The 18,965-nt window shown below is 69.1% G+C and carries 15 protein-coding genes; 11 read left to right on the plus strand and 4 right to left on the minus strand.

Features of this window, described 5'->3' with window-relative positions; all coding sequences use genetic code 11:
• The first annotated feature begins 120 nt into the window (after nucleotides 1–120).
• The 3 genes from ACWGUG_RS16565 to ACWGUG_RS16575 all read left to right on the plus strand — a co-directional run bounded on the left by ACWGUG_RS16565 (nucleotide 121) and on the right by ACWGUG_RS16575 (nucleotide 4,821).
• Entirely contained in the window at nucleotides 121–1,944 is a 1,824-nt protein-coding gene (locus ACWGUG_RS16565) for an ABC transporter family substrate-binding protein (protein WP_336396392.1), read from the plus strand.
• Between the two features lie 170 nt (nucleotides 1,945–2,114).
• Entirely contained in the window at nucleotides 2,115–3,632 is a 1,518-nt protein-coding gene (locus ACWGUG_RS16570) for an ABC transporter permease (RefSeq protein WP_378881356.1), read from the plus strand.
• A gap of 1 nt (nucleotide 3,633) precedes the next feature.
• Nucleotides 3,634–4,821, plus strand: a complete 1,188-nt coding sequence (locus ACWGUG_RS16575) for an ABC transporter permease (RefSeq protein WP_336396390.1) — start codon at nucleotides 3,634–3,636, stop codon at nucleotides 4,819–4,821.
• Nucleotides 4,822–4,828: 7 nt separating this feature from the next.
• On the opposite strand, the gene ACWGUG_RS16580 is transcribed toward ACWGUG_RS16575, so the two are convergent.
• Nucleotides 4,829–5,437, minus strand: coding sequence for a PH domain-containing protein (locus ACWGUG_RS16580; RefSeq protein WP_336396389.1), 609 nt, complete (start codon nucleotides 5,435–5,437; stop codon nucleotides 4,829–4,831).
• A gap of 32 nt (nucleotides 5,438–5,469) precedes the next feature.
• Here ACWGUG_RS16580 and ACWGUG_RS16585 point away from each other — a divergent pair, with 32 nt between their 5' ends.
• From ACWGUG_RS16585 to ACWGUG_RS16620, 8 genes are all read left to right on the plus strand, one after another.
• Nucleotides 5,470–7,275 (plus strand): dipeptide ABC transporter ATP-binding protein, encoded by a 1,806-nt coding sequence (locus ACWGUG_RS16585; protein ID WP_452325321.1) that lies wholly within the window; start codon nucleotides 5,470–5,472, stop codon nucleotides 7,273–7,275.
• Between the two features lie 163 nt (nucleotides 7,276–7,438).
• Entirely contained in the window at nucleotides 7,439–9,352 is a 1,914-nt protein-coding gene (gene typA / locus ACWGUG_RS16590; protein ID WP_336396387.1) for a translational GTPase TypA, read from the plus strand.
• Between the two features lie 89 nt (nucleotides 9,353–9,441).
• Complete coding sequence (locus tag ACWGUG_RS16595) at nucleotides 9,442–10,224, plus strand: AzlC family ABC transporter permease (protein ID WP_336396386.1); 783 nt, start codon at nucleotides 9,442–9,444, stop codon at nucleotides 10,222–10,224.
• Entirely contained in the window at nucleotides 10,221–10,535 is a 315-nt protein-coding gene (locus ACWGUG_RS16600) for an AzlD domain-containing protein (protein WP_336396385.1), read from the plus strand. Before ACWGUG_RS16595 ends, ACWGUG_RS16600 begins: the two co-directional genes overlap by 4 nt.
• A gap of 42 nt (nucleotides 10,536–10,577) precedes the next feature.
• Nucleotides 10,578–10,976 carry a DUF6113 family protein gene (locus ACWGUG_RS16605; protein WP_452325322.1) on the plus strand — a complete coding sequence of 133 codons (399 nt, stop codon included), beginning with the start codon at nucleotides 10,578–10,580 and terminating at the stop codon, nucleotides 10,974–10,976.
• 47 nt (nucleotides 10,977–11,023) lie between these two features.
• A complete protein-coding gene (gene fdxA / locus ACWGUG_RS16610; protein WP_336396383.1) occupies nucleotides 11,024–11,344 on the plus strand; it encodes a ferredoxin in 321 nt (106 codons plus the stop codon).
• A 1-nt stretch (nucleotide 11,345) separates the two neighbouring features.
• Nucleotides 11,346–12,467, plus strand: coding sequence for a succinyldiaminopimelate transaminase (dapC, locus tag ACWGUG_RS16615; protein ID WP_452325323.1), 1,122 nt, complete (start codon nucleotides 11,346–11,348; stop codon nucleotides 12,465–12,467).
• 188 nt (nucleotides 12,468–12,655) lie between these two features.
• Complete coding sequence (locus ACWGUG_RS16620; protein WP_336396381.1) at nucleotides 12,656–13,954, plus strand: citrate synthase; 1,299 nt, start codon at nucleotides 12,656–12,658, stop codon at nucleotides 13,952–13,954.
• Between the two features lie 28 nt (nucleotides 13,955–13,982).
• Here ACWGUG_RS16620 and ACWGUG_RS16625 read toward each other — a convergent pair whose 3' ends face one another.
• The 3 genes from ACWGUG_RS16625 to dapD all read right to left on the minus strand — a co-directional run bounded on the left by ACWGUG_RS16625 (nucleotide 13,983) and on the right by dapD (nucleotide 18,505).
• The gene (locus ACWGUG_RS16625; RefSeq protein ID WP_452325324.1) at nucleotides 13,983–15,056 is read right to left on the minus strand and encodes an alpha/beta fold hydrolase; all 1,074 of its coding nucleotides are present in this window, start codon (nucleotides 15,054–15,056) and stop codon (nucleotides 13,983–13,985) included.
• A gap of 4 nt (nucleotides 15,057–15,060) precedes the next feature.
• Entirely contained in the window at nucleotides 15,061–17,457 is a 2,397-nt protein-coding gene (locus tag ACWGUG_RS16630) for a GMC oxidoreductase (RefSeq protein ID WP_452325325.1), read from the minus strand.
• 91 nt (nucleotides 17,458–17,548) lie between these two features.
• The gene (dapD, locus tag ACWGUG_RS16635) at nucleotides 17,549–18,505 is read right to left on the minus strand and encodes a 2,3,4,5-tetrahydropyridine-2,6-dicarboxylate N-succinyltransferase (RefSeq protein ID WP_336396378.1); all 957 of its coding nucleotides are present in this window, start codon (nucleotides 18,503–18,505) and stop codon (nucleotides 17,549–17,551) included.
• Between the last annotated feature and the right edge of the window lie 460 nt (nucleotides 18,506–18,965).

An 18,965-nucleotide genomic window follows, 5' to 3' on the forward strand; every position in this document is an offset into this window, starting at 1 on the left:
GACCATCTCACAGCCGGTGCTTATCGTGTTCCCATCCGCGCACCGACCGGTCATCGACTGGTCGTGTGCGCATTACCCTGCACAGGAGGAACAGTGAGAATTAAGCGCATCTCGACTGCGGTGGCACTCACCGCAGTCGGCGCACTGGTGATCTCGGGCTGCACCGCCGGTGGTGGCGAGGAGAACAACGATGACTCCGGTCTCGTCGAAGGCTCGTCGATCACGGCTGCGTGGAACCAGGCGTTCTACTCGATGAACGGCAACACGTCGTTCGGCAACGCGACCGCGAACAACAACATCAACTACTTGGTGCTCGACGGCTTCAACTACTACGACAACACGCCGGAGCTGGTGAAGAACGAGTCGTTCGGCTCGTACGAGCTCGTCAGCGAAGACCCGCTCACCGTCAAGTACACGATCTCCGACGACGCGAGCTGGTCCGACGGCACGCCCGTCGACGCCGCCGACATGCTGCTGCACTGGGCCGCCAACTCGCGCTCGCTGGACACCCCGGACTTCGACCCGGCAGAGTTCACCGACCCCGACACGGGTGAGTTCACCGAGTCGTTCCCGACCGATGTCGTCTACTTCGACTCGGGTGCGACGCCCACGTCGGGCCTCGGCCTGGTCTCGGAGACCCCCGAGGTCGGCGACGACGGCAAGTCGATCACGATGACGTACGACCAGCCCTTCGTGGACTGGGAGCTCACGTTCGCGGGTGTCGGAGCGATGCTGCCGGCCCACATCGTCGCGAAGAAGGCTCTCGAGCTCGACGACAACGAGGCGGCCAAGCAGGCGATCCTCGACGCGATCCAGGACGAGGACGCCGCCGCGCTGGCGCCGATCTCGTCGTTCTGGAACTCGGGCTTCAACTTCACCGAGATGCCCGACGACCCCGAGCTGGTCACCGCGAGCGGCCCGTACATGATCAGCGACTACGTCGCCGACCAGTACGTCACGCTGACCGCGAACCCCGAGTACGCCGGTGACAACACCGCGAACATCGAGGAGATCACGATCCGCTTCATCCCTGACCCGCTCGCTGCGGTCCAGGCGCTGGAGAACGGCGAGGTCGACATCATCCAGCCCCAGGCGACCGCCGACATCACGACGGCGCTCGAGGGCATCGACGGCATCACGGTCAACACGGGCCTCGGCGGCACCTACGAGCACGTCGACCTGCAGTTCGACCAGGGTCGCAACCCGGAGAACATCTTCTCGAACCCGCTCGTTCGCGAGGCGTTCATGAAGACGATCCCGCGTCAGGAGATCGTCGACACGCTCATCAAGCCGATCATCGGCGACGACGCGATCCTGCGTGACTCGCAGCTGTTCGTGCCGGGTGCAGAGGGCTACGACGACTCGGCCGCGAACAACACCTCCGCGGACTACGCCGAGGTCGACATCGAGGGCGCCAAGGCGCTGCTCGCCGAGTCGGGTGTCACCAACACCGAGGTCTGCATCCTGTACGCCTCGAACAACCCGCGTCGTGTGAACGAGTTCTCGCTCATCCAGCAGTCGGCCAACTCGGCGGGCTTCAACGTCACGGACTGCGGCTCGGAGGAGTGGGGCGGCCTGCTCGGCACGCCCGGCGCCTACGACGCGTCGCTCTTCGGCTGGCAGTCGACGAGCCTCGGCGTGACCAACTCGCTGCCGACGTTCGAGACCGGTGGAATCAACAACCTCAACTTCTACTCGAACGCTGAGGTCGACGAGATCATCTCCCAGCTGAACGTCGAGTTCGACGCGGAGGCCCAGATCGAGCTGCAGCAGGAGATGGACCGCCTGCTGTGGGAGGACTTCTACGGAGTCACGATCTTCCAGTTCCCCGAGGTCACCGCCTTCAGCGACCGCGTCACCAACATCGACGCGTCGATCCTCGCCCCGACGATCTTCTGGAACGCCTGGGACTGGGAAGTCACGGACGGCGGCTCGGAGGAGTAAGCGCATAACGGCTCACGCCGGGCTCATGCCCGGGTCGTGACCGAAGTGGGGTGCAGGTCCCCGAGGGGCCTGCACCTCACCGCGTTAGACTCCTCCTCAGCGGCGGAGGACGGGCCGAGCGTCTCGCCGGCCCTCCTGCGCTGCTTCATCGATTGGCAGGCGGCCACAACATGGCTTCATTCATCATCCGGCGGTTGATCGCGTCGATCTTCGTGCTCTTCGCCGCGACATTCCTGATGTATCTGCTGGTGTCCTTCTCGGGCGATCCCCTCGAGGACCTGCGGCAGAGCAATGCACCGAACAAAGCCGAGCTCATGGAAGCTCGCACCAAGCTCCTCAACCTCGACGTCCCCCCGCCGCTGCGCTACTTCCTGTGGCTCGGCGCGCTCTTCCGCGGGGACTTCGGCATCAGCATCCAGAACCAGTCCGTCAACGCCCTGCTGGGCAACGCGATCACGTCGACGCTGACGCTGGTCACCACGGCGACGATCGTGGCCATCGTGCTGGGCATCACGGTCGGCATCGTGTCGGCGCTGCGCCAGTACACGGGCTTCGACTACGGGGTGACGCTGCTGTCATTCCTGTTCTTCTCGCTGCCCATCTTCTGGGTCGCGGTGCTGCTCAAGCAGTACGGTGCCATCCAGCTGAACAACTGGCTCGGCGACCCGACGATCTCGGTACCCGTGATCATCGGCATGTCGATCTTCGCCGGCTTGATCTGGATGTCGCTGGTCGGCGGGAGATGGCGCCGCCGGCTGACCGTCTTCGGCATCTCGGCGGTCGCCACCGCAGCGGTGCTGACGTTCCTGTCGGTGACCCAGTGGTTCGCAGACCCCAGCATCGGCATCGTCGTGTACGCCTTCCTCGCGATCGGCGTGGCCGTCGGCGTGACGGCCATCTCGACGGGCCTGCGCAACCGCAAGGCGCTGTACGCGTCCCTCATCGTCGCGGCCATCGGCATCGCGCTGTACTCGCCGATGATGAACTACATCCTGAACGGGATGACGCTGTGGGTCTTCGTGCTCCTGGCAGTGGGCGCCGTCGTCGTCTCGGGGGCGATCGGCTGGTTCATGGGCGCTCCCGACCGGGGGCCCGTCGTGCGGACCACCGCGATCGTCGGGTTCATCGTCGCCGCCTTCATCGCGCTGGACAAGTACATGTCGTATTGGGAGGCGTACGCCAACTCCAGCCGCGTGCGCGGCCGTCCGATCGCGACGGTGGGGGCCTCGACGCCTGGACTCGGCGGCAACTTCTGGGTGCAGGGCATCGACCTGTTCACGCACCTGCTGCTGCCCACGATCGCGATCATCCTCATCTCGTTCGCGAGCTACACCCGCTACTCGCGCGCGAGCCTGCTCGAGGTGATGAACCAGGACTACATCCGCACCGCGCGTGCGAAGGGCCTCACCGGTCGCACGGTGATCGTCCGGCACGCGTTCCGCAACGCGCTGATCCCGATCACCACGATCATCGCCTTCGACATCGGCGCGCTCATCGGCGGCGCCGTCATCACCGAGACGGTATTCGGCTGGACCGGCATGGGCCGCCTCTTCGTCGATGCGCTGGCCGTGCACGACCCCAACCCCGTCATGGCGTTCTTCGTGGTCACCGGCACGCTCGCCGTGCTCTTCAACCTCATCGCGGACCTCGTCTACGCGGCCCTCGACCCGAGAATCAAGGTGGGCTGACATGAACACCACGACCGTCAACGACTCCGACTCGAGGGAGACCGAGGCCAAGGCCGAGATCTCGATCGAGCAGAAGGAGACCCAGGGCCTCAGCCAGGGCCAGATCGTCCGCCGGCGGTTCTTCCGTCACCGCGCTGCGCTCATCTCGATGATCGTGCTGGCGTTCATCGTGCTCCTCGCGTTCACCTCCGTCGGCGTGAACCTGTGGGGCATACGCATCCCCGGGTGGTGGCAGTACTCCTGGGACGAGATCCCCCCGAAGATCGACAACGGCGTTCCGACGCTGAGCCTGTGGCCGCTGCAGTTCGGCGACCACCCGTTCGGCCAGGACGAGGTCGGGCGCGACATCTTCGCGGTCGTCATGCGCGGTGCGCAGCAGTCGATCATGGTGATGGTCATCGCCGGTGTCGTCGCGACGATTTTCGGCGTGGTGATCGGCGCCGTCGCCGGGTACTACGGCAAGCTGACCGACTCGGTGCTCATGCGCTTCACCGACATCATCATCACGATCCCCCTCATCGTGATCGGCTCCGTGCTCGGCAACACGTTCGGCAGCCTCGGTGCGGCCGTGCTCGGCGTCGTCATCGGCCTGTTCGCGTGGACCACCATGGCCCGGCTGGTGCGCGGCGAGTTCCTCACCCTCCGCGAGCGCGAGTTCGTGGACGCCGCCCGGGTCTCGGGTGCGCGGGACCGCCGCATCATCTTCCGGCACATCCTGCCCAACTCCGTCGGCGTGATCGTGGTCAACGCCACCCTGCTGATGGCCGGCGCGATCCTGCTGGAGTCGGCGCTGAGCTTCCTCGGCTTCGGCGTGCAGTCGCCGGACACCTCGCTGGGCAAGATCATCTCCGAGAACCAGGCCGCGTTCTCCACGCGTCCGTGGCTGTTCTGGTGGCCGGGTCTGTTCATCATCGCGATCGCCCTGTGCGTGAACTTCATCGGCGACGGGCTGCGCGACGCGTTCGACCCGCGCCAGAAGAAGATGCCGAGCGAGCGGGCGATGGCCCGCGCGGGTCGGGCGGGCGGACCGGTGGCACCAGAGGTCGACACGACGCCGTCGACCGACGCGGCGATGGTCGACGTCGGCATCCAGACGGCCTACACGGGCGACCGGATCGTGAACTTCAACGATCCGCGCCCCGAGGAGCCCGGCGACGTGCAGCACAAGCCGCTCGATCCGGAGCGGTGACGTGCTCTCACGCCAGCGCGCCGACCACCGTCGCGGCGCCGAGCGCCGCGACGGTGGCGATCGTCCCCCAGTGCCACGTCTGCGTCGACGCCTCGGGGTCGACGCCGCTCGCGAAGGCGCCCTCGTCGCGCAGGCGCTCCCAGCGGCCGCGGATGAGCTGGGCCAGGTTGCCGGTGGGCGTCGTGACGGCATCGTTGGGGCGCAGCTCCCCGACCTCGCCCCGCGCGGTCTCACCGACGCCGTCGAAGTCCTTCGGGGCCAGCCCCAGGGTGCGGTGCCGGCCGGGTGCGGGCGCCGCCCACACGGGCACACGGCCGTGGGCGGTGTGCAGGGTGAGCGAGTAGCGGGTGTCGATCGCCGTGATCGACGGCCAGGGCACGAAGCTCGTGCGCAGGACGTTCACCACGGTGATGCCGTGCTCCTGCACGATGAGCGCCGGTCGCCAGAACAGCGCCCACGCCAGCACGCCGACCAGCAGGATCGGCCAGACATAGCGCAGTGCCGCAGCGGGATCGGTGACGATCAGCGCGACGACGCCGAGGGCGCACACCACAACGGTCACGACAGCGAGGATGCGGCCGAACGCCGGCCGGTAGCGGACCTCCTGGAACGACATGACTTCAAGCTTCGCAGATTGGACACCACGGAATGACTGACACGACGGGCATCGACGCCGCTGCGGCGGCGTCGCGAGGAGCCCTTCCGGAGACGATCCTCGAGGTCGACAACCTCGGGGTGGAGTTCTGGGTGGACGGGCAGTTCTACCCGGCAGCCATCGACATGAACTACGAGGTCCGCCGCGGCGAGGTGCTCGCCATCGTCGGCGAGTCGGGCTCCGGCAAGAGCACGAGCTCGATGGCGCTTCTCGGGCTGCTTCCCGAGAACTCCCGCGTCACGGGATCGATCAAGCTGCTGGGCCGCGAGCTGCGGGGCCTCGACGAGGCGGCGCTGCGGTCCCTCCGCGGCAACGAGATCGCCGTGATCTTCCAGGAGCCGATGACGGCCCTCAACCCCGTCTACACCGTCGGCTTCCAGATCATGGAGGCGCTGCGCTCGCACGATCGCGGCATGGCCCCGAGCGATGCCCGGGACCGCGCGGTGGAGCTGCTGCGCATGGTGGAGATGCCCGAGCCGGAGCAGTCGTTCCACAAGTACCCCCATCAGCTCTCCGGCGGTCAGCGCCAGCGCGCGATGATCGCGCAGTCCATCTCGTGCGACCCGCTGCTGCTCATCGCCGACGAGCCGACCACGGCCCTGGACGTGACCGTGCAGGCGGAGGTCCTCGACCTCCTGCGCAACCTGCACAAGCGGCTGGACTCCGCGATCATCCTCATCACCCACGACATGGGCGTGGTCGCCGACCTCGCCGACCGCATCATGGTGATGAAGAACGGCGTCGTGGTCGAGTCGGGCACGGTCGACAAGATCTTCCACGCCCCGGTGCACCCGTACACGCAGCAGCTGCTGGCGTCGGTGCCGCACCTCGGCCTCGGCGTCCTCGAAGAGGCGGAGCCCGGGCCGGCGGAGGTCGTCACCGAGACGTCGGCGGTGCCGTCGGTCTCATACATCCGCGAGCGCGCCAGCGAAGCGGCCGAGGAGATCATCGAGACGCGCACCCCCGTGCTCGCGTTCGAGGACGTCGCCATCGACTACCCCAAGCGCGGCCGCATCCCGGCGTTCCGCGCCGCCGAGCACATCGATCTCGCGATCTATCCCGGCGAGATCGTCGGCCTCGTGGGCGAGTCGGGCTCCGGCAAGACGACCCTGGGTCGCGCCGCCATCGGTCTGCTGCCGATCGCCGAGGGCAAGCTCACCACCGTCGGCACCGACATCTCGCACGCGACGCAGAAGGAGCTGTTCGCGATCCGTCGAAAGACGGGCATCGTGTTCCAGGATCCCGCATCGTCGCTGAACCCGCGTATGCCGATCGGGCAGTCCATCGGCGAGCCGATCCTGCTCGCCGGGGTCGCGAAGGGCAAGGACCTCGACAAGCGCGTGGAGGAGCTGCTCAGCCAGGTCGAGCTGCCCGCGTCGTACCGGAACCGCTTCCCGCACGAGCTCTCGGGTGGGCAGCGCCAGCGCGTGGGCATCGCCCGGGCGCTCGCGCTGGCACCCGAGCTGCTGGTCGCCGACGAGCCCACCTCGGCCCTGGACGTGTCGGTGCAGGCCCGGTTCCTGGACCTCCTGCAGGAGCTGCAGCAGGAGCTGCAGTTCGCGTGCCTGTTCATCAGCCACGACCTCGCGGTGGTCGACATCCTCGCGCACCGCATCGCGGTGATGCACCACGGCAAGCTGGTCGAGTCGGGCACCCGCGACCAGATCCTGCGCGGGGCGAAGGATCCGTACACGCAGCGCCTCATCGCCGCCGTGCCGGTGCCGAACCCCGAGGAGCAGCGGGTGCGCCGCGAGGCGCGCGCCGCGCTGCTCGAGCGCAGCGGCCCCGCCGCGAGCTGACCCGGCCGGCCTCTGTCGGCGCCGCGCCGTCCCGGTCCTCCGGGGCGGCGCGGAGGCGTTCGCGGGAGACGTCCTGGTCGGACCGGTAGAATGACGGATGCCGGTTCCCTCGACACGTTCAGGGGCCGACCTCGTTCTTCCCCTCACTTTCAAGGATTCCCTCATGGCGCGCGCCCTCCGTCCGGACCTCCGCAACGTGGCGATCGTCGCCCACGTCGACCACGGCAAGACGACCCTCGTCGACGCCATGCTCCGCCAGACCGGCTCGTTCGGCTCGCACGAGCACATGGAAGAGCGCGCGATGGACTCGAACGACCTCGAGCGCGAGAAGGGCATCACTATCCTCGCCAAGAACACGGCGATCACCTACAACGGCGTGCACACCGAGGTCCCGGTGACGATCAACGTCATCGACACCCCCGGCCACGCCGACTTCGGCGGCGAGGTGGAGCGCGGTCTGTCGATGGTCGACGGCGTCGTGCTGCTCGTCGACGCCAGTGAAGGGCCGCTGCCGCAGACCCGCTTCGTGCTGCGCAAGGCCCTCGAGGCGAAGCTGCCGGTGATCCTGCTGGTCAACAAGACCGACCGCCCCGACGCGCGTATCGCCGAGGTCGAGGAGGAGGCTCACGATCTGCTGCTCGGGCTCGCGTCGGACCTCCACGAGGACGTGCCCGACCTGGACGTCGACGCGCTGCTGGACGTGCCCGTGGTGTACGCGTCAGGACGCGCGGGCGCGGCATCCCACAACCGTCCCGGCAACGGCGAGCTTCCCGACAACGGCGACCTCGAGCCGCTCTTCGAGGCGATCCTCGAGCATGTTCCCGCTCCGTCGTACGACGACGAGGCGCCGCTGCAGGCGTGGGTGACCAACCTCGACTCGAGCCCCTTCCTCGGCCGCCTGGCGCTGCTGCGCGTCTTCAACGGCACGCTCAAGAAGGGCCAGACGGTCGCGTGGGTGCGCCACGACGGCACGACCAGCAACGCCCGCGTCACCGAGCTGCTGAAGACCCGTGCGCTCGATCGGTACCCCGCCGAAAGCGCCGGACCCGGTGACATCGTCGCGATCGCGGGCTTCGAGGACATCACGATCGGCGAGACGATCGCCGACCCCGAGGACGTCCGCCCGCTGCCCCAGATCCACGTCGACGACCCCGCCATCTCCATGACGATCGGCACCAACACCAGCCCCCTCGTCGGCAAGGTGAAGGGCCACAAGCTCACCGCCCGCATGGTCAAGGACCGCCTCGATCGCGAGCTCGTGGGCAACGTCTCGCTCAAGGTCGTCGACATCGGCCGTCCCGACGCGTGGGAGGTGCAGGGCCGCGGCGAGCTCGCGCTGGCGATCCTCGTCGAGAACATGCGCCGCGAGGGCTTCGAGCTCACCGTCGGCAAGCCGCAGGTCGTCACGCGCAAGGGTGAGGACGGCAAGGTGAAGGAGCCGTTCGAGCACCTCACCATCGACGCGCCGGAGGAGTACCTCGGCGCCATCACCCAGCTCATGGCGGCGCGCAAGGGCCGCATGGACAGCATGACCAACCACGGCACCGGCTGGGTGCGCATGGAGTTCATCGTCCCGTCCCGCGGTCTCATCGGCTTCCGCACCGAGTTCCTCTCGACCACCCGCGGCACCGGTATCGCCAACGCGATCTCCCATGGCTACGACGACTGGGCCGGGCACATCCAGTCCCGCCAGAACGGGTCGATCGTCGCCGACCGTGCGGGCGTCGTCACGCCGTTCGCGATGATCGCGCTGCAGGAGCGCATGAGCTTCTTCGTGCAGCCCACCGAAGAGGTGTACGAGGGCATGGTGGTCGGTGAGAACTCGCGCGCCGACGACATGGACGTGAACATCACCAAGGAGAAGAAGCTCACGAACATGCGCTCCTCGACGGCTGACGCGTTCGAGTCGATGACGCCGCCGCGCCAGCTGTCGCTCGAGGAGAGCCTCGAGTTCGCCCGCGATGACGAGTGCGTCGAGGTCACGCCCGAGAAGGTGCGCATCCGCAAGGTCGTCCTCGACGCCACCGAGCGCGGCCGCGCCGCCGCGCGTCTCAAGCGGCAGGACGCCAACGCGTAAGAGACGGGCGAACGGATGCCGCGGCGGGTGGGCCACTCGTCGCAGAGCGGACCGCCGCGACGTCCGGCGACGCTGGTTACCATGACGAGGTGACCCACGACCCTCACTTCGACGACGTGCACAGCGCCGGAGAGGCGAGGCGGGCGGTGCGCGAGGCGCTCGGGGTCGCCCTGGCGACGAGCGCCTACGGGATCTCGTTCGGCGCACTGGCGGTCGCGTCCGGCCTGGACGTCTGGCAGACGTGCATCCTCAGCCTCGTGATGTTCACCGGCGGATCGCAGTTCGCCTTCGCCGGCATCGTCGGCGCCGGGGGAGTCGCCGCCGCGCCCGCCGCCATCGCGTCCGCCGGGCTGCTCGGCGTGCGCAACGTCGCCTACGGCATCCGCATGTCACCGGTCATCGGCCCGGGATTCTGGCGACGCGCCGCCGCAGCGCAGTTCACGATCGACGAGTCAACGGCGGTGTCGCTCGCGCAGTCGTCGCATCGCGCGCGCACGCTGGGCTTCTGGGTCACGGGCATCGGCATCTACATCGGCTGGAACCTCTCGACCCTCGCCGGCGCCCTGCTCGGCGACGTGCTGGGCGATCCCCGCGCCTATGGGCTGGATGCGGCGGCAGCGGCGGCGTTCCTCGCCCTGCTGTGGCCGCGGCTTCGCGCCCGCCAGCCCATCGTGGTCGGTGTCGCCGCCGCGGTCGTGGCGACGGTGCTGACCCCGGTGCTGATGCCGGGGATGCCGGTCATCATCGCCGCCGCCGTGGCCATCGTCGTCGGCTGGTCGAACTGGCTGGGCGCCGACGACGCGGCGGACGGCGCCGAACCCGAGGACGCCGCACAGCGGCGGGCTCAGGAGCCGTGGGAGGGACTGCCGTGACCATGTGGACCGCCGTGCTCGTGGCAGCCATCGTCTGCGTGGCGCTGAAGACGGTCGGATACCTGATCCCGCCCCGGTGGGTGGCGGCGCCGCGACCCATGCGGATCGCAGATCTGCTCACCGTCGCACTGCTGGCAGCGCTCGTCGCCGTGCAGACACTGGGCGCCGGCCAGGCGGTGGTCGTCGACGCCCGGGTGCCCGCGCTGCTGGTCGCGGCCGGTCTGCTGGTGCTGCGGGCGCCGTTCCTCGTCGTCGTCATCGCGGCCGCGCTCGTGGCCGCGCTCCTGCGGCTGTGGGGCTGGGCGGCCTGAGCCGGGCGCTCGTCGCGTGGTCCCGCCGCCTAGACTCGAGACGTGGGTTCGTTCTGGTCGCGCATCGGCGCCTGGGTCGTGGCGTTCGTCATCGGCGCCTTCTACGGCGTGGCCGGCACCGTGGCCCAGGGGTTCCGGCTCGGCTGGTTCCCCCTCGGGCTGGTGCTCGCACTCGTCGGGGTGACCGCGCTGCTCGTGGCGGTCCGGCTGCTCACGAGCGACCGCTGGGCGACGCTGGCGACCGCACTGGGCGCCATGGTCGCCACGCTGGTCTTCTCCGGTGCCGGGCCCGGCGGCTCCGTCGTGGTGCCGCAGGAGGCGGACGGCGCATTCAATCCCGGCGTGGCGTGGACGATCCTCGTGCCGCTGGTCTCCGCGATCGTGATCGCCTGGCCGCAGCCGCGCGTGCCCGCCGTCGCGGCATCCGGTCGCACCGCCTGATCGGCGTCCCGCCGCTCAGGCCCGAGGGCCGCGGCTAGACTGGCACCGTGACGTACGTGATCGCCCTTCCCTGCGTGGACGTCAAGGACCGCGCCTGCATCGACGAGTGTCCCGTGGACTGCATCTACGAGGGCGAGCGCTCGCTGTACATCCACCCCGACGAATGCGTGGACTGCGGCGCCTGCGAGCCGGTCTGCCCGGTCGAGGCCATCTACTACGAGGACGACCTCCCGGACGAGTGGCAGGACTACTACAAGGCCAACGTCGAGTTCTTCGACGACATCGGCTCGCCGGGCGGCGCCGCCAAGGTGGGCGTGATCCACAAGGACCACCCGATCATCGAGGCCCTCCCGCCGCAGGAACACTGACGTGGGGGTCGCCGACCTCGCCGACTACCCCTGGGATGCCGTCGCCCCGTATGCGGCGCGCGCCCGCTCCCACCCCGACGGCATCGTCGACCTCTCGATCGGCTCGCCCGTCGACGCGACGCCCGCCGTCGTGGCGAACGCGCTGCGGGCGGCCACCGACGCGCACGCGTATCCGCAGACCGTCGGAACGCCGGCGCTTCGTGCCGCCATCGCGGCGTGGTTCGAGCGGCGGCGGGGAGTGCCGGGGCTGACGCCGGCGCACGTGCTTCCGACGGTCGGCTCCAAGGAACTCGTGGCCCTGCTGCCGCTGCTGCTCGGACTCGGCCCCGGCGACATCGTCGTGCATCCCCGCGCCGCGTACCCGACCTATGAGGTCGGCGCGCGGCTGGTCGGCGCGACGCCCCTGGCGTCCGACGACCCGGCGGAGTGGCCGGAGGGCACGCGGCTCGTGTGGGTGAACTCGCCGGGGAACCCGGACGGGCGGGTCCTGGATGCCGCCGCCCTGCGGCGCGCGGCGGCACGCGCGCGACAGCTCGGCGCCGTGCTCGCCTCGGACGAGTGCTACGCGGAGCTCGGCTGGGATGCGCCGTGGGATTCCGAGCCGGTGCCCTCAGCGTTGGACCCCCGCGTCACCGACGGCGACGTCGGCGGCATCCTGTCGGTGTACTCGCTGAGCAAGCAGTCCAATCTCGCCGGCTACCGCGCGGCCTTCCTCGCCGGAGATCCGGCGATCGTCGCGCCCCTGCTGACCGCCCGCAAGCACCTCGGCCTGATGCTGCCGGCGCCCGTGCAGTCGGCGATGGTCGCCGCTCTCGAAGACGACGCGCACGTCGCCGCCCAGAAGGAGCTGTACCGCCGCCGCCGGGAGGTGCTGCGTCCTGCGGTCGAGGCGGCCGGGTTCCGGATCGACGGGAGCGAAGCGGGCCTGTATCTCTGGGCGACGGAGGGCCGCGACGGATGGGAGAGCCTCGGCCGGCTCGCAGACCTCGGGATCCTGGCGGGGCCCGGGCACTTCTACGGCACGCACCATCCGGACCACATCAGGCTGTCGCTGACGGCGACCGACGACGGCATCTTCCGGGCGGCCGAGCGCCTGCGCGCCGCATCCGCAGACGGGTCGTGAGGATTCCTCCATCGGATGCCTCGTCCGTTTGGCTGTGTCAGCAGTAGGCGCAGCGGCGCACTAGGCTGTAGGAACGCGGCGACGCGGCATCCCCCGTCCCGCTCCCGAAGTCCTCACGCAGACGACGTCACGGCGTCGCGCCGGAGTGGACGAAACCCCCCGTACGACGACAATCGCGAGGAGGCGCCGTGAGCGAAGCGGGCACCCAGCAGGAGAAGGCCACCCTCACGATCGGTGACAAGACCGCAGAGTTCCCGCTGCTGCGGGGCACGGACGGCACACCGAGCGTGGATGTCTCGACCCTCACCCGCCAGACCGGCTACACGGCGCTCGACTACGGGTTCGTCAACACCGCGGCCACCAAGTCGGCGATCACCTACATCGACGGCGACCAGGGCGTGCTGCGCTACCGCGGCTACCCGATCGAGCAGCTGGCGAAGAACAGCACGTACCTCGAGGTCGCATGGCTGCTGATCTACGGCGAGCTGCCGACCGCCGACGAGCTGGGCGAGTTCGACGAGAAGATCCGTCGCCACACGCTGCTGCACGAGGATCTCAAGCGCTTCTTCTCAGCCCTGCCGCACACGGCGCACCCCATGTCGGTGCTGTCGTCGGCGGTGTCGGCCCTGTCGACGTACTACGAGCACCAGTCCGATCCGAACAACCCCGAGCACGTCGAGCTCAACACGATCCGCATGCTGGCGAAGCTGCCGGTGATCGCCGCGTACGCGCACAAGAAGAGCATCGGGCAGGCGTTCCTGTACCCCGACAACTCGCTCGGCTTCGTCGACAACTTCCTGAAGCTGAACTTCGGCGTGCTCTCCGAGGTCTACCAGGTCGACCCGGTCATGTCGCGCGCGCTCGAGCGCCTGCTGATCCTCCATGAGGACCACGAGCAGAACGCCTCCACCTCCACGGTGCGCCTGGTCGGTTCGACGGGTGCCAACCAGTTCTCGTCGATCTCCGCCGGCATCAACGCCCTCTACGGCCCGCTCCACGGCGGCGCCAACGAGGCGGTGCTCGACATGCTGGCGCGCATCCGCGACTCGGGCGAGAGCGTGCAGCGCTTCGTCGAGCGGGTGAAGAACAAGGAGGACGGCGTCAAGCTGATGGGCTTCGGCCACCGCGTGTACAAGAACTACGACCCGCGCGCGAAGCTCGTCAAGGAGTCGGCCGACGAGGTCCTCTCGGCGCTCGGCGTCAGCGACCCGCTGTTGGACCTCGCGAAGGAGCTGGAGGAGATCGCGCTCAACGACGCGTACTTCCAGGACCGGCGGCTGTACCCGAACGTGGACTTCTACACCGGCGTGATCTACAAGGCGATGGGCTTCCCGACACGCATGTTCACGGTGCTGTTCGCCATCGGGCGTCTGCCCGGCTGGCTCGCGCAATGGCGCGAGGCGGCGAACGATCCGCAGGGGAAGATCGGCCGCCCGCAACAGCTCTACGTCGGCGCATCCGAGCGCAGCTACCCCGGCCTGTCCTGACCCGACGGCTTCTGCCGAGGTCCTTCGCCTAGCGTCGGAGCTCGTCCACGATGACCGGGTGGGTGTCGCGCCACGCGTCGGCGCCGAAGATCACGTCGAGGTGCCCGTAGCCCGGGAACTCGTGGTGGGTGTGCCTGCCGGGGGCGAACGCGTCGAAGTGCGCGAACGAGAGCCGCTGGCCGAGCGGGAGGAAGCAGCGGTTGTCCGCTCCCGCGAGGAAGACGAACCGCGCGTCGGTCTGCGGACGGGCCAGGAGATCCGGCACCACCTCCGGCACATCCCCCGTCGGGACGAGATGCCCGGCGCGCACGCTGTCGCGCATCTGAGCGAAGAACGTCATCGGCGAGCCGGCGAACTCGCCCGTGATCCAGTCGTGTGTGGCTCGGTCGATGTTGCGGTGCGCCCAGAGCGCCGGATGGCCCGCGCCGTAGGTGAAGCTCACCATCGCGCACACGGGGCTGTCGCATTCCGGGTGCGTGGCCGTGACGACCGAGCGCAGCACTCGCGAGAAGGGCCCCTCCGTCTTGTAGCCCCACTTCGGCGAGAGCGTGGGGCTGATGCGACGCACCATCGGCGAGAGCACCTGGATCTTCATGGTCGACCAGCGGGGCAGGACCGTGTGCAGCGACACCGCGTTGGTGACGACCGTCGTCACCTCCGGGACGAGGCCCGAGATCGCGGCGATCATGAACGACGTCGACCCCTGGCAGTGCACGAACGCCTTCATGGTCTGGTGGCCGGTCCGCTGCCGGATCAGGCGCACCGCCGCCGGGTAGTCGTACGCGGCGGCGTCGTCGAGCGTCCAGGCCACCGGCCGCAGGTCGATCGACGCACGCCAGTTGAGGAGCCAGACGTCGAAGCCGTCGTCGAGCAGCGCGTCGACGAGCGTCCGCTCCAGCGGCGGCCGGAAGATCTCGGCGCGCACGCCGGCGCCGTGGACGAGCATCACCGGTCCGCGGGGAGTCTCCGCACCGGGGCGGGTGAGGTGGAGCATCAGCAGCGGAACCCCGTCGTCCGCCGGGAACGGGATGAGCTCCGTGTCGTGCCCGCGCGCCCCGCGGCGCACGTACCGCCACGGCGCCGGGTCCGCTTTCGTCGCCATGCGGTCACGCCCCCTTGACGGCCAGCCCGGCGTAGGCGTCCCACAGCTGCCCGAGGAAGACCGATCCGAACGCGCTGATCGCGGCGGCGCCGTCCTCGCCGGTCGCGCGGAACGTCGTCATCTGCCGGGCGAAGTCGAGCGGCTTGATGCGGAGCACCCCCGCCCCCGCGACGAGCTCGTCGCCCGTGGGATGCAGCTGCCCGAGCTCTCCCACGTCGGGAGGCGGGACGTGCCCGGTGAGCAGCTGCACGTACAGCGTCGTCGTGTCGTCCCACAGGTCGAAGCCCGGATCGTCCCGCACCTCCTTGATCCCCAGGACCGTGAAGGGCGCACCGGAGTCGGGGGTGATCCACAGACGGTAGACCATGCGCCGGTCCGCCCCGTCATCGGTTCGGACGAAGAGGTGGAACCACCCGCGGTCGACGGGCACGTGACCTCCGAGGATGTCCGCGTCGACGTATCCCGATGCCGTCCCGGCGTGTGAGGGGTCGGCGACGAAGGCATCGATGTCGGAGGTCTCGATCGTCAGCTCGAACATGAACTTCTCGTCGAGGATGCGGGCATCCTCGTAGGCGTCGTGCGGGTCGCGCGCCCCGAGGGCGACGAATCCCTTCATCTGCTCGGTGAAGCGGACCTTCCTGGCGTCGGGACCGGGACGGGGCGCGTCCTGCATGGCGTGTCTCCTCTCGCCGCCGGAACCGGTCCGGGGTCGTCTGTGGGGCTGTGGAGCGGGAGCCTCGAGCGCATGCTCGATGGCTCGATCCGCGAAGGCGGCGATCGTGAGCGCGGGGTTCGGCCCGACCGGACCGGGCATCGAGGCGCCGTCCAGCACCCAGAGGTCGTCGACGCCGAAGGCGCGACCCCATTCGTCGACCACGCCCTCGTAGGGATTCCGCCCCATCGGCGCACCGCCGAGCGGGTGCACGGTGATGACCCGCTTGGCCCACCACAGCGGGTTGTCGGCGTACTCGGCGCCCAGCTCGTCGGCGATGCGGGCCATCGTGTGCCGCATGCGGTCGAAGTACTCCATCGAGGTGGCCGTCGTCCAGTCGATCTGCAGGCGACCCTCCTCGAGGTACATCATCCCGTCGGGCAGGTCGCGCCCCATGCCGAGCACGGGCATGGACGAGGACGAGAGCGAGACCTTGCCGATCGCCGCCGCGAGGTCGCGCGAGACGTTGGACCGCCCGTCGCCGAACAGCCGCGAGGCCAGCATGCGGGCGGCCACGCGGGTGCTGCGGGAGATCACCGACCGCAGCTGGCTCAGCTCCATCAGCCAGTTGAGGAAGCCGGGGTAGCCGGCATCCTGCACGTAGTAGCCGCGCCCGTCCGCATCGGTGTCGTCGCCGTCGACGCGATCGCCCACGCGGACGGCGCTCGTGATGACCGCGCCGCGGCTGCTGACCAGCGATCGTGCCTTGGCGGTGCGATCGATGCTCTCGCGGGCGTTGAACAGGAAGCCCAGCAGGTCCCCGTTCCCGCAGAAGCGGGTTCCCAGCGCGGTGCTGAGGCCGGGCAGGGAGGCCCGATTCTTCAGCAGCAGGTAGGTGGACCCGAAGGTCCCTGCGGCGAGGATCAACGAGGTCGCGGAGATGATCCTGTCCTCCGCGGTCGCGGCATCCGCGTCGTGCACGCGATAGCGCACCTCCCACGCTCCGTCGCGGCGGTGGAATCCCTTGACCTCGTGGAGCGCACGGATGTCGGCGCCGGCATGGGCCGCCGCGGAGAGGTAGGTGTGATCGAGGGTGTTCTTGGCGCCGTAGTTGCAGCCGATGTCGCACTCCCCGCACAGCATGCAGGTGAAGCGCTCGGAGCCGTGGATGCTGCCGTACGCCGGTGTCGGCACGAGCCCGATCGACGGGCGCCCTTCACGCTCGGGCGCGAACGACACCGCCAGCGGCGGACGGAAGGTGGGAAGGCCGGCACGTCGGGCCGCCTGCTCGAACGCCACCGTCTTGGCCGTGTCGGTGTACGGATACGGGTTCGCCCCCAGCATCGCCTCGACGCTGTCGTAGTGCGGGTCGAGGTCCTCCCGCGAGATGGGCCAGTTCTCGTACCCGCCGCCGGGGAGCGGGGAATCGTGCACGAACCATTCGGGGTCCTTGCGCAGGAGGACGTTCGCGTAGATCAGCGAGCCGCCGCCGAGACCGCTGGACACCACCCCCTCCAGGCCACGGAAGCTCCACGTCTCGAACAGACCGTAGAGCGCGTCGGACGGCGACCAGAAGTTGGCGCCGAACTCGCTCGGCGTGCGCGCGAACGAGCCCGGCGGATACGGCCGCCCGCGCTCCATGACGACCACCGACCTGCCGCCCTCCGCGAGGCGGTAGGCCGCCACGGATCCGCCGAAACCACTGCCCACCACGAGGGCATCCACGTGCTCGACGTCGCGTTCATCCACGTGCCGCCCCCCTTTGCGTCACGATCTGACGCGCACATTATGGCACCGGGGGGCGCCGCGGCGTCAGTGCCGGGGCGGCGAGGGCAGCGCGCTACGCGTGCAGCGCCTCATTGAGCGTCACGCCCACGCCCGCGCGGCGCACCGCCTCCACCGCGCCGGAGAGCGAGTTGCGGCGGAAGAGCAGTCCGTCGCGGCCGGAGAGCTCTGCGCCCTTGGCGGTCGGGAACGAGCCGTCCGCGCGCGGGGTCTCGTCCGCGAGGACGATCTTCGTGCCGGCCGTGACGTAGAGGCCGGCCTCGACGACGCAGTCGTCTCCCAGCGAGATCCCGACACCCGCGTTCGCCCCCAGCAGCGTGCGTGCGCCGATGGACACCTTGAGCGTGCCGCCGCCGGACAGCGTCCCCATGATGGATGCCCCGCCGCCGATGTCGCTGCCGTCGCCGATGACGACGCCCTGCGAGATACGACCCTCGACCATGCTCTGACCCAGGGTGCCGGCGTTGAAGTTCACGAACCCCTCGTGCATCACGGTCGTGCCGGGAGACAGGTATGCGCCCAGCCGCACACGGGAGGCGTCGGCGATCCGCACGCCCGACGGGGTGACGTAGTCCAGCAGGCGCGGGAACTTGTCCAGGCCCTGCACCTGGATGCCGTCGCGCGCGAGGAAGGGGCGGAGCCGGGTGAGCGCATCGGGATGCATCGGGCCGGCGTTCGTCCACGCCACGTTCGGGAGGTGGGAGAAGATGCCGTCCAGGTTCACCTCGTTGGGGCGGACGAGCCGGTGGGACAGCGCGTGCAGGCGCAGGTACGCGTCGGAGGTGGAGGTCGGCGCCGCGTCGAGGTCCGCCTCGAGGGTGACGACGTCGACGGAGACGGCACGTCGCGGGTCGGCGACAGCCAGGCGGTCCAACTCGTCCGGCGGCATCTTGGGGTCGAATCCCAAGGGGATCCGTCCGGCGCTGGGGGAGGGGAACCACGTGTCGAGCACGGTTCCGTCATCTGCGGTCGTCGCGAGGCCGACGCCCCACACCCATCGTTCTTGACTCATGCGATCAACGCTAGCGCGGTGGGAGGGCGACGCTTCCGCGTATTCACGCGGATCGGCGGTGCGACACGCCCGGGATGCGGGGTGGATTCGACGCGTGCGTCGGTGCCACGTAAAGTAATTGTTGTTCGCCCCAAAGGGTAGAGCGGAAGGCCGGAAGGCCTGGCTCCCCTCAAGCAGCGGACCACCCCATCCGAATCAGCTCCTGGCGAGTCTGTCCGGTTTCGGTCTAGGATGGGTTTCTTCCACTTCCGTGTGCTGTCGGCCGTGGTGGGGTCTCGTGCCCCGCTGAGGCGGTTTGACAAGCGGGTCGGGATGTGTAAGATAGAGAAGTTGCCCTGCGGCGACGGCTGAGAGGCCTGAACGCGGGTGCGTCCGATCTTTGAGAACTCAACAGCGTGCACTTGTCAAATGCCAAATTTATTTCTCTGTCGACCAGTTTTCTGGTTGGTGGGGGTCTTTT

The organism is Microbacterium sp. NPDC055455, from assembly GCF_053619935.1.

Excerpts from the sequence above, each read along its gene's own strand:
- ACWGUG_RS16570 (WP_378881356.1), top strand. The coding sequence starts at position 2,115 with ATGGCTTCATTCATCATCCGGCGGTTGATCGCGTCGATCTTCGTGCTC.
- ACWGUG_RS16575 (WP_336396390.1), top strand. The coding sequence starts at position 3,634 with ATGAACACCACGACCGTCAACGACTCCGACTCGAGGGAGACCGAGGCC.
- ACWGUG_RS16580 (WP_336396389.1), bottom strand. The coding sequence starts at position 5,437 with ATGTCGTTCCAGGAGGTCCGCTACCGGCCGGCGTTCGGCCGCATCCTC.
- ACWGUG_RS16585 (WP_452325321.1), top strand. The coding sequence starts at position 5,470 with ATGACTGACACGACGGGCATCGACGCCGCTGCGGCGGCGTCGCGAGGA.
- typA (WP_336396387.1), top strand. The coding sequence starts at position 7,439 with ATGGCGCGCGCCCTCCGTCCGGACCTCCGCAACGTGGCGATCGTCGCC.
- ACWGUG_RS16625 (WP_452325324.1), bottom strand. The coding sequence starts at position 15,056 with ATGGCGACGAAAGCGGACCCGGCGCCGTGGCGGTACGTGCGCCGCGGG.
- dapD (WP_336396378.1), bottom strand. The coding sequence starts at position 18,505 with ATGAGTCAAGAACGATGGGTGTGGGGCGTCGGCCTCGCGACGACCGCA.